This is a genomic window from Tabrizicola sp. T74 (assembly GCF_057219935.1).
This window is the reverse complement of the sequence record NZ_JBXVVT010000011.1, coordinates 1-13,512: the sequence shown is the minus strand read 5'-3', so window position 1 is coordinate 13,512 and position 13,512 is coordinate 1. Positions and strand designations below refer to the sequence as shown.

Sequence of the window (13,512 nt, the reverse complement as noted above, 5' to 3'; positions counted from 1 at the left end):
ATGAGCTGCGAAGGGATGGCGCGAGATCATCGCCCTATCCTTTCCGAAAGCCATGGTGCGCCAGTTCGACGCTTTCCACGAAAACATGCGCACCGGTCGCATCGAGCTCGGACCCCGACCACTTCACTGGAAACGCCGCATCGATCAGCCAGCGCCACAGCGGCGCACCCTGCGCATCGACAAGACTGATCGTCATGTCTCGCCTGGTGATCCGCCCTTCAGTCACCGCATAGCTCCAGTCCCAGAGGTACGGATCGGCCAGACCCCGTTCGAGCACGATGTTGCCGTAGGTGACATGCGAGGCGAGACGGTGTTCGAATTCGTTCTGTCCGCCCTCGCGGTAGGCCTCGGCCTTGACCTCGCGTGCAAGCCCCTTGACCCGGTTGAACCCGCCATGCTGGACATGGTCGAATTCGACCCTGAAGCGGAAGCTCATGTAAGGGTCTTGCCGCATGGCAGTTGCCGTTCCTTCCCTCGTCTTGTTGCCGCACCGAAGCGACTAGATGTCCTCGAACGGGTTAGGCGGGGCTCCGTCGAGAGCACGGTTGATCCCGGAAATCGACCGGCACCAGGCCCGCCGTTCGGCATGTTCCAGCGTGACAAGCTCGGACATGCCCCAGTGAAAGTGGTAGGCGATGAAGGCCATCTCCTCGCGCAGCTGCTGCTCTGGATAGGCCTTCAAGCTTCCCCCAGGACACGGAACCCTTTCGCAAGCGGCGCCGCGTCCTTGGACATTCCGTTTGTGGCATGGATCATCGGCACGCTCGCGCCTTCGCCTTCACCCCGGTTCAGCTCTTCGTAAAGGCGCTGGAGAAAGACCATGTCCGAGGCAAAGAGCCCCTCGATGACGCGCGTATCGACCACGGGCAAATCGCCCAGTCGCGTCACCACTCGTGCCAGCACGATCACCGCAAGATAGGCCTCGTTCTGCTGCACGCGCGGATCGCGCAGGGGCAGGATTTCGTCGGCAGCCGTCGCCAGGCGCATCACGCCATTCCGATGCAACGTCCCGAACTCGTCGATGAACCCCTTCGGCAGGGTAAAGTCCACCTCGGTCTGGAACGGCATGGCTGATCTGTTGGCCATGATCTTTCCCTTTCCTTGCTTGGCGCGCCCGTCACTGGACGCGCTCGATGCCCTCGTTGACCAGTTCGATGCTTTCGATCAGCACCTCGTTCCCCTTCGCGTTCAGGCCCGAGAGCTGGTACTTCGACGGCCATGCCTCGCTGACCAGGAAGCGCGCCTTGTCGTCCCCGGCCTCGTTCATCACGATGATCGCGATCTGCTTGCGATTGCTGGCGATCTGGCCGGCCACGATCTGGTCGTGCCAGGTCTCCAGCTCGGTCGAATCCGTCGTGCCCCATTTCAAGGTCACGACGCCGAACTTCGTAAGACCGCTCAGCTTGCGGGCATAGGTCGGATCGGTGCCGTCGCGATAGTCGATGACATCGACGGCCGTCTCCCCCACCGCGACCTCGCTGAAGGCCGCTTGCTTGATCCCATCGATTTCAAGCCGGTAACGGAAGTTGCGGAATGGATCTGTGCGTGCCATTTGAGCTTTCCCCCCTTATCGCTGGGCTTCTGCGGTGTGCTGGAAGACCCGGAACACGACGAATTCCGCCGGGCGAACTGGAGCGATGCCGATTTCGCAGATCAGCCGCCCGTTCAGGATGTCGTCCTGCGTCATCGTCGTGCGGTCGCAGGTGATAAAGAACGCCTCTTCTTCAGTCCGACCGAACAGCGCCCCGTTGCGCCACTGTGTCCGCAGGAACAGCCGCAACGTGTCCTTTACCCGCGCCCAGAGCCGGTCGTCATTCGGCTCGAACACCACCCACTGGGTGTTTTCGTAGATCGAACGTTCCAGGAAGATGAACAGCCGCCGTACCGAGACGTACTTCCACAGCCCGTTCGACGACAGGGTGCGCGCACCCCAGATTCGGATGCCACGCCCCGGGAAGCGGCGGATGACGTTTACGCCCCTCGGGTTCAGCAGTTCTTGCTGGCCGTCGGTGATGTCGAATTCAAGATCGACCACGCCCCGCGCGATCTCGTTCGCCGGGGCCTTGAACACGCCGCGCTCGACATCCGTACGGGCATAGACACCAAGCGCGTGACCGCCAGGCGGCACCAGGCGCAGAACGCCGGTCTGAGGATCGGATATCTTGATCCAGGGATAATAGGTCGCAGCATAGGAGCTGTCCGTGATCGTCGTCCTTGGGTCGACGGAAGTGACCTCCGACTGCGATTTCGCGGTGTCGACCACGGCAAAGCGGAACCGCATGTTCTCGCAATGCGCGATGACGGCCTGCCCGAGAAGTGGTTCCAGTCCGGAGTGGAAAGGCGCATAGACCAGGGCTACGTCCCGGTAGGGATCGGTTTCGAGGGCCGCCAGCCCCTGAAGCTCGGTGCGATTGTCCAGGGGCAGACCTCTGAAATCATCGACACCAAGGTCCGCACCGTCCGAGCCATCCTCCAACAGCAGATCGGTGTCCAGAGCCGGCAACGAGTCCAAGCCCGCTCGACGCATGATCTGGACAAGGGCAGAATTGCCGTTCACCCGTTTCTCGTAGAAGTCGGGCGAGGCCTCCTGAAGCACGAGATCGTCAAAATCCTCGACCACGGCCGGCCGCGGAAGCCGTCTGGGATTCCTCACCGGATCAAAGGCCTGGAAGCCCGGCGGCGTGGTGGCCCAGTAGGCAACCAACATCCGGAAACCCACCGGAACCGGAGCGGTGCCGTCTGGGGAATTCGGCGGCACTGCCCTGGTCGTGCTGGCCTCGATCCTGACCCAGACACGGTTGCCCCAGCTTCCGGCGCCCGCCGCCGTCACGTCAAAATCACCGAACTCGGCGGACGCAGCCTCGGCATCGTTTGACACGATCCGGCTGACGTAAAGCCGCCTGCCGCCGTTCTCGAAGAAGCCGGCGGCGGCGTAGGGCATGAAGCGTTCGGGATTGAACACGCCACCGAACCAGCGCTGGTAGTCGCCATAGCTGGTGACCAGGCGTGGCCGGATCGGGCCGCGTTCGGTTTCGCCCATGAACGCCGCCGTGCTGGTCGGCACGCCCTCAACCGGACGCGGGCCGCGTTCGATTTCCTCGATGAAGACACCAGGTCGCAGATATTCGGCCATTTCTGTCAAGCCTCCGCAGTCAGGGTTTCAGGGGCGGGCTCGCAGGGGTTTGCAGGCCCGTGGGTCTTGAGGCAGTCCTTGATCCGCCCCTCCAGCGTCTTGCGCAGGTCGGCAAGCTCCTTGGTCTTCGAGGCTAGGTCGTCCGGCGCTTCGGCGAAGTCGTTCTCCGCCTTGCCCAGCTTGTCGTTGGCGGATCGCAGCTCGCTCCAGGCGCAGTCGATCGCCGCCCCGAAATGATCGGGATCAATCAGCCACGGATAGGCATGGGCCGCATCCGCGCCCGCGTGCCCGCCATCTGGCGCTGTTGTCGAACTGGTGGAAGCGCAACCGCAAATCTCATCCGGCGTTGGCAATCCCTTCAGGACGCTTCTGCAGTCTTCGGACGCGGTTTCGGGCGTCATCTGCACATGCAGCGGCGCAAGCACGAAGAAGAACCCCCAGATCGCGACCGAGCGCTCCTTGCCGTTCAGGGCCACCTGCAGCTCGGCAATCAGTTTGGCGTTGCCGGTCAGCGCTGCATCAAGGCGCTGGGTGTTCGCGATAAGCGCGTCGAGCTTTGCCTTCGCGGCACCGGCGGCGGCCTTCGCCATATCCCGCGCCAGCTCGTTCGGACCTTTCTTGCAGGTGGTGTGGATTTCTTCTTCAAGCTTGTCGATCTCGGCCAGCCGGGTGCAGATGCACTCACGGGCAATCTCGTCCCAGTTCTTGATGTGGCACTTGATCGCCGTCCACAGATCGGCGACCTGCGCGTTCTGCTGGACCCAGCGGTCGTTCATGGATGCGTACTTGCCCTTGTACTCCGTCTCTACCGCGGCCTTCTTGGGCACAAAGGCATCGATGTCTCGCTTTAGCTGCGCCAGCTTCCGGGCTTCGAAGGCCGCGATTTCCTCGCCGAGCTGCTTTTGCATTTCCTCCAGAGACGGGCATGACCCAGGCGGATCAGAAGGACCACCAGGATCGGGCGTATTGGTCGTTGCCATGGTTGCAATCCTTTCTCGAATTGGATCAGGCCGGCGTGAGGTCTGACCAGAACAGGGTGTAGTCATGCGGCAGGAACCGCCCGTCCGGTACGGCGGCACCAGGCTGGCCGGGCAGGAATTCGAAACCGGGCGCTGTGCCGCGCGTCATCGGCGCGCCCGGGGGTGAAACGACCGTCACCAAGAGCCGCAGGCGCACCCGGTCGTCAGCGGTCGCGGCAAAGGCTGGGGAAGGGGATCGCGCGAAGACAACGAAGGCACCGTCCTTCGCAGTCAGTGCGGCACCAGCCGCAGGAACCATGTTTGCGGCTGGGGTGACAGGCGGTAGGGCACCGCCGGACCCCGCCACCAATCGGACCAAGGCCCCGGCGATCGCGGTCCCGTCCTCGCCCGGCCGGTCGAAAAGCCGCCCGCGCAGCGCCGTTACGCCCGTCTCGGGCACGAAAGCTGCCGAAGGTCGCAACGCCAGCGTAATCAGCCGGTCCCGCGGTTTCGGGTCAGGGACGGGTGGCGGAACTTCTTGCTCGAAACCGACCCATCGCCCGACGGCGCTTTCGACCTTGACCTGCCTTGGCCATGCCACACCCCGCCCTTCGGTCCAGACAAAGATCCCGGACGCATTGAGGATCGGCCGCGCTGCGAAGGGCTTGCCGTCAGCACCTTTCGGAACGGGACGCACACCGGCCGAAAGCGTCTCGCCACTGATCGGGTCAGCAAGCCGGACTGCGAAGGCCACTTTCCGGGTGAACCCGCTATCTGTCATTCGCCCCCCCTCTCAATTCACGCCAGAGGAGTGGTGAAACATCCGCATGTCCTGCTCGACCACCGGAGGCGCATCCGGAAGGACCACCTCGGGATCAATCCAGACCGGAGTGGCAAGGATCATCACCGAGGTGCGATAATTCACCGTCGGGAACAGCGACCAAACCCGACCCAACTCATCCGTGGCAACCGTCTCAAGCGACAGACGCACCGTCTCGCCTTGCACGGCAGCGCCGGTAAGTTCCGGTACATCAAAGAGAGCGCGTATTGCGGTCCCAAGCCGGGCCAGGCCCTCAAGGTCGTCTCCCGCCCGCGATGGACTGGCGCTTAGGACGTAGTGCAAGTCGAAGGGGATCGCCGCCCGATGGAAGATTTCGACCGCCCCCGGTCCGACCGCCGGCACCAGATGGCCGGAGTTGCGCAGGTCCGGGTTCACCGAAATCCTGTAAAGGAACAGCACCAGCGTCGCCGTGGCCGCGTTCGTATCATCGAGTGGCCCCACATGCACGGCTTCACCAGCGGGCAGGGCCGCGACAAGCCTGCGTCTTATGGCCTCGGACACGCGCATGAAACCATCGCTTTGCATCTGCCCACCCCCGCCCTAAGCCGCCCGGGTCGCGGTTGCCCGCCGCGCTGCTTCGAACCGGTCCAGATCGCGAATGACGGTGCCCTGGCCAAGCTTCTGCAGCTCTGCGCGGGTCGCGGCGACAAGATGCGCCATCTCGATGGTCGATGACCCCGCACTTGCCGCGGCAAAGGCTGCCCTCAGCGTGATCTGGCGAATGTTCCCGCCTGTCACGTCGATGCCCTGCGCCAGCAGATCTAGGTCCACATCCTTGCCCAGGGGTGCGGTCTCGGGCAGGCAATGCCGCCAGATGAGAGCGCGCGCCGCAGCATCCGGCCGCGGAAAATCAACGACAAAACGCAGTCGGCGATGGAAAGCCGGATCGACGTTTTGCCGGAAGTTCGTCGTCAGGATGACGACGCCCGAATAGCTCTCGATACGCTGGAGGAGGTACGCCACCTCGATATTCGCGTAGCGGTCATGCGCATCCTTGATCTCGCTGCGCTTCCCGAAGATCGCATCCGCCTCATCGAAGACCAGCACCGCCCTCGCCCGTTCGGCATCACGGAAGACCGCATCGAGGTTCTTCTCGGATTCGCCGATGTACTTGCTGACGACACGGCTCAGGTCGACCATGAAGGTCTCACACCCCAGTTCCTGCGCTATGGCTTGTGCCGCCATTGTCTTGCCGGTGCCGGACGGACCGCAGAAGAGCGCAGCAATCCCCCGTCCGTAGGGGAGTTTCTTGCCGAAACCCCAGTCCGTCAGCACGCGTTGCGCCCCGATGACATGTCCTGCGATCTCGCTCAGCTGGGCAAGACCGTCCGCGGGCAAGACCAAATCCGACAGCCGGAAGATCGGCGGCACGCGCGATGCAAAGCGCGGCAAATCCGTGGACGACAGCGTGCGCACGGCTTCGAGCAGTCGCGCGGCTGGATCGGTATCCTCCCCCGTGGAGTTTGTGGCAGCAAGTCGCACCGCTCGGTCGATGATGCCTAGCGTCAGGTGATGGCTGGCTGCCAGCCGGGCGCAGTCGCCTGTCGCGACAGAAAGTCCGGCCTGAGCGCAAGCCAAAGCCAAGAGGCGGGTCGTCTCATCCGTTGAAAGCTCTGCCGGCGCAGGCAGGGTAAGGGGAATGCCATCTAGATCGGCAGCAAGTTGATCGTCTTTCTCGACGATGATCAGCAGCGGACGAACCGATCGATTGGGAAACGACGCAAGCGCGTCGACAGCATCGCGAACCGCCGAGGTGACCGGCTGTCCGGTGAGATCAAGGGCCGGGACAAGGTCCAGAAGCAGTGCAGCCCGCCAGATCCGCATGATTGCGTCCTGCCGCTCGGCCTTGCCAAGTGCTGCAAGCGTCTCGCCGGACAGCCGGAGCAGCGACAGGCCAGCCCGGCTCGCGGCCAGTTCCGCATCCGCACGCCAGAGGTCCGGGGACGCGCCCCGAAGCAGGAAAGTACGGATTTCGCGCGAGTGGTCGGAAAGGACAGAGTCCAGGGTTCCACCAGCGGCTCGAAGTCCTGTCCGCTCAAGAAGGCTGGCGCCCGGCCACACTTCATCGACCAACAGGTTTGCGACGGCTGGGTCCGAGGTCAGCGCGGATCCGTCGCCAAGCACCCAGCCAAGCACCGCCGGATCCGGTCGCAGGATATCGTCTGCATGAGCGCCGCCGCCTTGCCCCGCAACAAGGCGCCAGCCCGCCACCGCAGAAATGGCTAGCAGCCGCCGCGACTCGATGCGCTCGCCCAGCAGGGCGCAGGTCAAGCCGACCGTCGGAAATGACCGCGTCATATCGTCGTTAAGAATACCGTAGGCGGGCAAATACTTGGCATCGAGCTCGGGAGCGAGACAAAGCAGAAAGATCTTCATTTCGAGATCGCTCAGTGCCAGATCCTGATAAAGGATCGCGAGCGGCTCGCTCCGCATTTCTTCCAAGGACAGCCGCTCGAAAAGCTCGGCCGCCACTGCCGCCAAGTCCCCGGCCCCAGAGTCTGGTTGGTTCGTCAGCAGGCTCTGGAACGACGACGGGCTGCGCGCAAAACCCGGCACATCCGTTTCGGACCCGGGGCTTGCACGATGGTATGCCAAGAGCAGGGAATCGACGTAGTCCATGGCAGGACGCAACAGCGCATGTCCGACCGCTTGGGTCCGGACAAGACGCAACTCTGCCCCGATCTCTTGCCGCTCTGGCACCAGGGACCAGTCCATGCTCTCGCCCAACTCGGTCTGGCCCCGTCCGACGAACGACCGCAAATTGGCGATGAACGGATCCAGACCCAGATTGCGCGCACTGTAGCGGGTAAGGTCGGATCCGATCACGATCTGTGCCACGACGAGGTCGGCGCTAAACCGGCTCATCCGCTGATCGACGCTCTGGACACTGGTGACCACGGCGACCAGCGCATCGACCTGCTCGCCGGGCTCAGACAGGATCACATGGGCCGCCTCAAGATCGACTGGTGTGTCACGCACCAACACGAAATCCGCCGTTTCGCGCAGGGAATTGACCAACAGCTCGGCCACCATGTCCGTCACTTCCTGGGCAATGAGGACACGGATCGGAGGCACGACGAGGCATCCCAGAGTTCGGTTCACCCGCCGATCATGCTGTCGCGCCCGAAGTCCGGCTATCAGGCTCGGCGGGCCGATCCGGCCAGGATCGAAAGGCCCAGTTAAGGCCTAGTCGGACCCGGCCGAATGGCCGATCCGGCTCGATCTTTCGGCCTAAGCCATCCCTGATCCGAATGGCCGTCGAAGCTTGCCCTGGCATCTGTTTCGGCCTGACCAGGACGTCGCCGTCCGCTCGTCGCGGCACGGCGGGAACCCGGTCGATGCTTCTCTGATTTTCGCGTGATGCTGTCCTGGCCGGGAAGAGCTTGCAGACCCTACCCACCCCGAAGGACCCGAAGCCAAGGCCGTTCGTTCAGCAAGAGTTGTCAAACCGGCAGGAAAACGTGTCAAACCGGACGATGACACGGCCTGCGGTTCCGAATTCTCTTGTGCGCTGTCAGGGATTTAAGTGGTGCCCAGAGCCGGAATGGGTTTGGTTGAACATTCAAACACATAGCTCTTCATTTTCAATCGTTTAGATTCTCGCCCGCTACAACAGGCTACACCTCGCCGAACATCGATGAACATACAATCACAGCACTTGAGGTGGACTGAAAGGTGGACTAGAAAAGGTGGACTGCGGGAGGATTTGATGGTTCTCTTGAACAGCCTTAATCCACTGAAAGCTAAGAACCTAGTCGAAGGCAAGTATGCTGACGGCCAAGGACTTTGGCTAGTGAAGAGCGAGCGCACGCGGGGAAAGTGGGTGCTTCGGGTTGTCGTCCAGGGAAAGCGCCGCGAGATGGGTCTAGGGCGATGGCCTGACGTATCCATAGCAGAGGCACGTGAACTTGCCGCAGAAGCGCGTCGGAAGCTCCGAACGGGCATTGATCCCATCGCTCAGCGAGCCGAAGGCCGAAAGAAGATCGTACGCCTTACGGTGCAAGATGCTGTGAACTCGTGTTTCGAAGCACGAAAGGCGGAACTTAAGGGTGAAGGCGAGGCGGGTCGTTGGATGTCCCCGCTCTCCGTCCACGTCCTGCCGGTGCTCGGGAATACGGCTGTCGAAGACCTGGATCAACATATCCTGAAAAAAGCTCTGGAACCTATATGGCACTTGAAGGCCGACACTGCCCGAAAAGCACTCAACCGCCTCAGTTTGACCCTAAAGCATGCAGCAGCACTTGGCATTGAGGTAGACCTTCAGGCGACGATGAAAGTTCGGGCTCTACTCGGCAAACAGCGCCACGTGGCCGAACACATCCCTTCGATGCCCTACAAGGACGCACCGGCCTTCTACCGCTGGCTATGCGAACAGACTTCAGCAGCTGCCCTTCCACTCCGCTTCCTTATGCTGACGGCAGCACGAACTAGTGAGGTCCGGTATGCTCGCCACAGCTATATTGAGCGAGAAGTCCTGACCCTCCCCCCCGAAATCACCAAGACCGGACGCGAACACAAAATCACTCTCAGTCAAGAAGCACTGTCAGTGATCAAACTGGCAAAAGGAAATGATGGACAAGTACTGCTCTTTCCCTCCCCCACTGGAAAAGTGCTGTCCGATGCAGTCATGTCCCGGCTGATGGAGCGCCAAGGCCTAGTCTACCGCCCACATGGATTCCGCGCCACATTTAGGACCTGGGTCGAAGAACAAACTGAAACGCCATTTGAAGTCGCTGAAGCCGCACTGGGACACATAGTTGAAACAGGAGTTGTACGCGCCTACCAGAGATCTGACAGACTTGAGCGGAGGAAGAAACTCATGACCCATTGGGGCACATTCCTCCTGGCGCAACCTGCAATTGATTAACACGCGTTTTCAAAATCTTAGGAATGCCCATCAAACGATCTCGAAGTTGAAGCGCCAAATGCTTCTTGCCAACTAAGTAACAAATGGTTTCTTCTAACCAAAGACCCGCATGAGCGCCAGATGAACCAAAGAGGGGACGACAGGTGGAAAACATAAAGCTGAACATCGTGGATCTCCAGTGCACGCCCGTTCCCACTGCAACAGTCCTCATCTGCCAGCCCAACTTTGAAAAATCCGATTTCTATAGCAAGGCCAACACTTTTGAAGGAGTCTCCAAGCCCCAGAGCGACGCTTTCCTAAGGCGGGCACTCTATAAAGCTGAAGAGGTAAATGCAAACCTTGTTCTCTTCCCGGAACTGTGCGTGCATGAAGAGAGTATAGACGACCTTAAAATGTGGTCCAAGAACAATCCGAATGTATTGACCCTCGCGGGAACGCACTACCGCAAGACAAACTCTGGCAGGTTAAATCGGGGCATACTCCTGCTGAACGGAATTGAACACGCGCAGGACAAAATAATCCTTTCGCCGAAGGAAAAATCCGCTGTGGTCACGGCGAACAACGTGATCCCTGGTATGGAACTGACGATCTTCAAGAACACACCTGTCGGCACGCTGGCAAACTTGATATGCGCAGATTTTCTAGAGCCAGAACTAAGACAAATGGTAACTAACGTCAATCCTGACATCCTGTGCGTAACGGCAATGCAATCCGACTCCGGGCGCTACTACGCTACCCTAAACACAATAATCGATGAGGCAAAAAATGGGCTTTACGCCCTGTACTGCAACAGTCGCGTTGATACCATGTCCGATGGTCGGAGTGGCGTTTTCGGATGGCTAGACCGAAAACTTTACGGCGCAGACCTGGCAAGGGAGGGCTTTCTTGACGAGAATCACGCAAACTTAGTTGCGTTCACGGATAGATCATTCCTTGCAGTCACGCTGAACCTGCATAACAAGTTGCCATCAGTAAGACATACGCATCGAACTGAACCCAACATAAGAATCGTAACGAACGAAGACCTTGAGATCTATGATGCGTATCCACTTGTTCGAACAAAGGCTGGCGAAATTCAGGACAACTCGGAACCATACAGAACTTCTCCAATACTCGAGCAAATAAAGAGACTTGTCGCAAAGCAAGGCTTCGACGATCCAGAGTGGCTTCGCGCCTTCTCTTCAATGGTCTTCGTCGATCGAATTGCCCATCTTCTTGGTCAGTCCCAATCGAAGGAAGCGACTAAATTGCAGCAAGAATTCCTGTCATTCTTTGACATTCTTCCAAGTGATCAAATTCGGCTAAGAGGTGAGAAATTCTTGGTAACACATGAAGAGAAGAAAGGTATTCTCGCCGCGATGGAGGCCGAAGACGAGAGTGACTCTTACTTCAGAAAGTCAGCCAAATTGCGGGCTGGGAACACAGACATCGAAGTGATGCACCGAAACTATCTATACGCAGTAATCCTCGCGATATCGGGAACGAAGCAAGGGCGCTTCTTCGAACTAATCAAAGAGATGGCCCTCGACTATTTCTTCGAACCGCAAGCCGAGTCATGGGAGATTCACGGTGGCTGGATACCATACCGAACCCCTTGGATAACGGCGCGCATTCTAGTAAATCTAAGTTTCGTCGATATTGGGAAGCGAACTGATGCGGCCCAAATCAAGAAGCTAATTGACCTCGCGCTGGCGTCGCTAGCGTCTCGCCAAGGCTCTGATGGTATCTGGAAAAGCGGAGCCGGAGGGTGGGTTTCAAACTGGGAGGCAACGGCCCTCTCCCTCGAAGCACTCCTTCTGACGGATACTGAACACAAGTACGTAGCAACGGCGCGAAAGGCAGTAGCTGCCTGCCTACACCACCGAGGAGACTGGCTTGATCATTCGCCCTCGATGGACACGGCGCACCACTCCAACACAACCCTAGGAGCCGTTATGTTGGCGTCAGTCCTTCTGCGGTTACAAGAGCGGTACTTCGCTGATGTTGTCATTCCGGTTCATACTGTGAACGATCTGTATGCGTATCTTTCCGAAGCAATGACTGTGGTGTCCCAAACTGATGAGATTGAGACACTGCAGTATTGCACGATCCCTCAGATCGCCTCATACTGCCTTGAAGTCGTGCAAAGGTGACGCAATTGTGGACGAAGAGATTAGCTCGGTATTGGCGGAACTACGTGCCTCCGTGCAGGCCTTCTCGATTTGATCTTGATCTGGCGGCTGAAGCATTGGACCTAGTACGACAGCGCTCGGCGCAGAGACCGCGGGTTCTTATATTAGGCTCTACTGCAGAGTACAGAGACTTTGCATATGAGGAGAATTGCAGTGTTACTGTAGCTGACAACAGCGTTGAGTACTGGATGGCAGCGTCCAAGGATAGACGCTATAAGGATGGGGACGAAAGATTTATTGAGGCGAATTGGCTAGACCTACGAGAGGTCGGTGCATTTGATCTAGTTGTGGGTGACCTTGTTGTGGGAAATATTTGGCACATTGATCTTCCACGATTTCTGAACAGGATTTATGCAAGCCTCGCGAACCATGGTGTCTTCATGACCAAATCTTTCTTCCTGGGCGAACCTGGCACATGGGATACTCTTGATATAGCCGCTGAAAGATATTCATCGCAGAAGCTGACAATTGACCCTTTTCCATACCTAATCTACTCGTTGGCGATGGACTGCCGCAATCCGGACACTGGTGAGCTTGTGTTTTCTGATATGTATGACAGAATATCTCAACTTGTCGACAGTTCCGTGCTCGATGAGTCCGTCCGAACAAGGTTCAGGAGACTCGGCTGGCATCTCGGCGCGAAAATTGTCTTTCAGGTCCTCGAACGTCGAGTCTGGGAGGCCGAGGCCAGTGCCGTCTTTGAGTCAATTGATGTAAGATCCGGTCCCTACTTCTGGTCACCCAACTTTCCAGTATATCTATGCAAGAAAATGGAGATCGACTAATGCGCAGTGTGCTAGCCATTCACGGGTCGTTTGGTCATCCGTTCGAAAACTGGTTGCCGTGGCTTCACAAGAACGTTACGTCCCGGGGCGCAAGTTGTATCGTACCAGTGTTCCCCACCCCAGAAGGTCAGACGTTTGAGAACTGGTCGGCAGTTCTTGACGCCTATGTACAGTCCGGTGTTTTAACCGAAGAGAGCATCCTGATAAGTCACAGCTCCGGAAGCTCCTTTGCAGCGAAGTATTTGGCTGCGAGGAGACTGAAAGTGCGTCATTCGGTTTTCATCTCAGGATTCACCGATTTCGTATCTGGGAATCACTCATTCGATGCTGTCAATAGGCCCATGTTTCCCGATGCATCTGCGCTTGCTTGGGTTAGGGAGAATATTGAGAGCACTTCGTTCATTTCAGACAATGACCCGTATCTCCCTATTGAAGTTCTGCGAACCTTTGCGAAAGAGGTGGGGGCGAGTGAAGTCCTGGTTCCAGGAGCGGGTCACTTCAACGAAGCTTCCTCATACACCGAGTTCCCTGCGCTGATTTCCCTGATCGATTCCATCTAGAAGCCGCGTACTAACCGGGAGTTGGCAGTGTGACCATGTCAGAAACCTAACTGTATCCAGCTATCTTCCGAACAGGCTAGGGTCAGGACTCGTTCTTGCTTCATAGCCAGAACATGACAGTTGCAGCGAGAGCGACGGCGGAGAGGAAGACCTTGTGGCACCTGTCGTATCGGGTAGCAACACGTCGCCAGTCCTT

13 protein-coding genes and 1 pseudogene are annotated in these 13,512 nt (G+C 58.8%); 4 read left to right on the top strand and 10 right to left on the bottom strand.

Annotation, left to right across the window (positions count from 1 at the left end; translation table 11 throughout):
* Positions 1–34: 34 nt before the first annotated feature.
* The 9 genes from AC2EAL_RS21340 to AC2EAL_RS21300 all read right to left on the bottom strand — a co-directional run bounded on the left by AC2EAL_RS21340 (position 35) and on the right by AC2EAL_RS21300 (position 7,966).
* Positions 35–436, bottom strand: coding sequence for a phage tail protein (locus AC2EAL_RS21340; protein ID WP_484726258.1), 402 nt, complete (start codon positions 434–436; stop codon positions 35–37).
* A 63-nt stretch (positions 437–499) separates the two neighbouring features.
* Positions 500–682, bottom strand: a complete 183-nt coding sequence (locus AC2EAL_RS21335) for a DUF6760 family protein (RefSeq protein ID WP_484726257.1) — start codon at positions 680–682, stop codon at positions 500–502.
* On the bottom strand, positions 679–1,086 hold the full coding sequence (locus AC2EAL_RS21330) for a hypothetical protein (protein ID WP_484726256.1): 408 nt from the start codon (positions 1,084–1,086) through the stop codon (positions 679–681). Before AC2EAL_RS21330 ends, AC2EAL_RS21335 begins: the two co-directional genes overlap by 4 nt.
* 31 nt (positions 1,087–1,117) lie before the next feature.
* Positions 1,118–1,552: a phage tail protein gene (locus tag AC2EAL_RS21325; protein WP_484726255.1), complete on the bottom strand. Its 435-nt coding sequence runs from the start codon at positions 1,550–1,552 to the stop codon at positions 1,118–1,120.
* Between the two features lie 15 nt (positions 1,553–1,567).
* Positions 1,568–3,133 carry a phage tail sheath family protein gene (locus AC2EAL_RS21320; protein ID WP_484726254.1) on the bottom strand — a complete coding sequence of 522 codons (1,566 nt, stop codon included), beginning with the start codon at positions 3,131–3,133 and terminating at the stop codon, positions 1,568–1,570.
* A 5-nt stretch (positions 3,134–3,138) separates the two neighbouring features.
* The gene (locus AC2EAL_RS21315) at positions 3,139–4,041 is read right to left on the bottom strand and encodes a hypothetical protein (protein WP_484726253.1); all 903 of its coding nucleotides are present in this window, start codon (positions 4,039–4,041) and stop codon (positions 3,139–3,141) included.
* Between the two features lie 97 nt (positions 4,042–4,138).
* Positions 4,139–4,873 carry a hypothetical protein gene (locus tag AC2EAL_RS21310; RefSeq protein ID WP_484726252.1) on the bottom strand — a complete coding sequence of 245 codons (735 nt, stop codon included), beginning with the start codon at positions 4,871–4,873 and terminating at the stop codon, positions 4,139–4,141.
* A gap of 12 nt (positions 4,874–4,885) precedes the next feature.
* The gene (locus AC2EAL_RS21305; protein ID WP_484726251.1) at positions 4,886–5,458 is read right to left on the bottom strand and encodes a Pvc16 family protein; all 573 of its coding nucleotides are present in this window, start codon (positions 5,456–5,458) and stop codon (positions 4,886–4,888) included.
* Positions 5,459–5,473: 15 nt separating this feature from the next.
* Positions 5,474–7,966, bottom strand: a complete 2,493-nt coding sequence (locus AC2EAL_RS21300) for an ATP-binding protein (RefSeq protein ID WP_484726250.1) — start codon at positions 7,964–7,966, stop codon at positions 5,474–5,476.
* Positions 7,967–8,642: 676 nt separating this feature from the next.
* On the opposite strand from AC2EAL_RS21300, the gene AC2EAL_RS21295 reads away from it, so the two are divergent.
* The 4 genes from AC2EAL_RS21295 (at position 8,643) to AC2EAL_RS21280 (ending at position 13,316) form a co-directional block, all read left to right on the top strand.
* Complete coding sequence (locus AC2EAL_RS21295; RefSeq protein WP_484726249.1) at positions 8,643–9,800, top strand: tyrosine-type recombinase/integrase; 1,158 nt, start codon at positions 8,643–8,645, stop codon at positions 9,798–9,800.
* Positions 9,801–9,943: 143 nt separating this feature from the next.
* Positions 9,944–11,932 carry a hypothetical protein gene (locus AC2EAL_RS21290; protein WP_484726248.1) on the top strand — a complete coding sequence of 663 codons (1,989 nt, stop codon included), beginning with the start codon at positions 9,944–9,946 and terminating at the stop codon, positions 11,930–11,932.
* 227 nt (positions 11,933–12,159) lie between these two features.
* Entirely contained in the window at positions 12,160–12,756 is a 597-nt protein-coding gene (locus AC2EAL_RS21285) for a hypothetical protein (protein WP_484726247.1), read from the top strand.
* A complete protein-coding gene (locus tag AC2EAL_RS21280; protein WP_484726246.1) occupies positions 12,756–13,316 on the top strand; it encodes an RBBP9/YdeN family alpha/beta hydrolase in 561 nt (186 codons plus the stop codon). Before AC2EAL_RS21285 ends, AC2EAL_RS21280 begins: the two co-directional genes overlap by 1 nt.
* A gap of 100 nt (positions 13,317–13,416) precedes the next feature.
* Here AC2EAL_RS21280 and AC2EAL_RS21275 read toward each other — a convergent pair.
* Positions 13,417–13,512: pseudogene (locus AC2EAL_RS21275) on the bottom strand (IS5/IS1182 family transposase); the annotation flags it as partial.

What these genes read in the sequence shown, in the direction of transcription:
- AC2EAL_RS21330 (WP_484726256.1), bottom strand. Translation starts at nt 1,086, where the DNA reads ATGGCCAACAGATCAGCCATGCCGTTCCAGACCGAGGTGGACTTTACC.
- AC2EAL_RS21285 (WP_484726247.1), top strand. Translation starts at nt 12,160, where the DNA reads ATGGCAGCGTCCAAGGATAGACGCTATAAGGATGGGGACGAAAGATTT.
- AC2EAL_RS21320 (WP_484726254.1), bottom strand. Translation starts at nt 3,133, where the DNA reads ATGGCCGAATATCTGCGACCTGGTGTCTTCATCGAGGAAATCGAACGC.
- AC2EAL_RS21315 (WP_484726253.1), bottom strand. Translation starts at nt 4,041, where the DNA reads ATGCAAAAGCAGCTCGGCGAGGAAATCGCGGCCTTCGAAGCCCGGAAG.
- AC2EAL_RS21300 (WP_484726250.1), bottom strand. Translation starts at nt 7,966, where the DNA reads ATGGTGGCCGAGCTGTTGGTCAATTCCCTGCGCGAAACGGCGGATTTC.
- AC2EAL_RS21305 (WP_484726251.1), bottom strand. Translation starts at nt 5,458, where the DNA reads ATGCAAAGCGATGGTTTCATGCGCGTGTCCGAGGCCATAAGACGCAGG.
- AC2EAL_RS21340 (WP_484726258.1), bottom strand. Translation starts at nt 436, where the DNA reads ATGAGCTTCCGCTTCAGGGTCGAATTCGACCATGTCCAGCATGGCGGG.
- AC2EAL_RS21280 (WP_484726246.1), top strand. Translation starts at nt 12,756, where the DNA reads ATGCGCAGTGTGCTAGCCATTCACGGGTCGTTTGGTCATCCGTTCGAA.
- AC2EAL_RS21325 (WP_484726255.1), bottom strand. Translation starts at nt 1,552, where the DNA reads ATGGCACGCACAGATCCATTCCGCAACTTCCGTTACCGGCTTGAAATC.
- AC2EAL_RS21295 (WP_484726249.1), top strand. Translation starts at nt 8,643, where the DNA reads ATGGTTCTCTTGAACAGCCTTAATCCACTGAAAGCTAAGAACCTAGTC.
- AC2EAL_RS21310 (WP_484726252.1), bottom strand. Translation starts at nt 4,873, where the DNA reads ATGACAGATAGCGGGTTCACCCGGAAAGTGGCCTTCGCAGTCCGGCTT.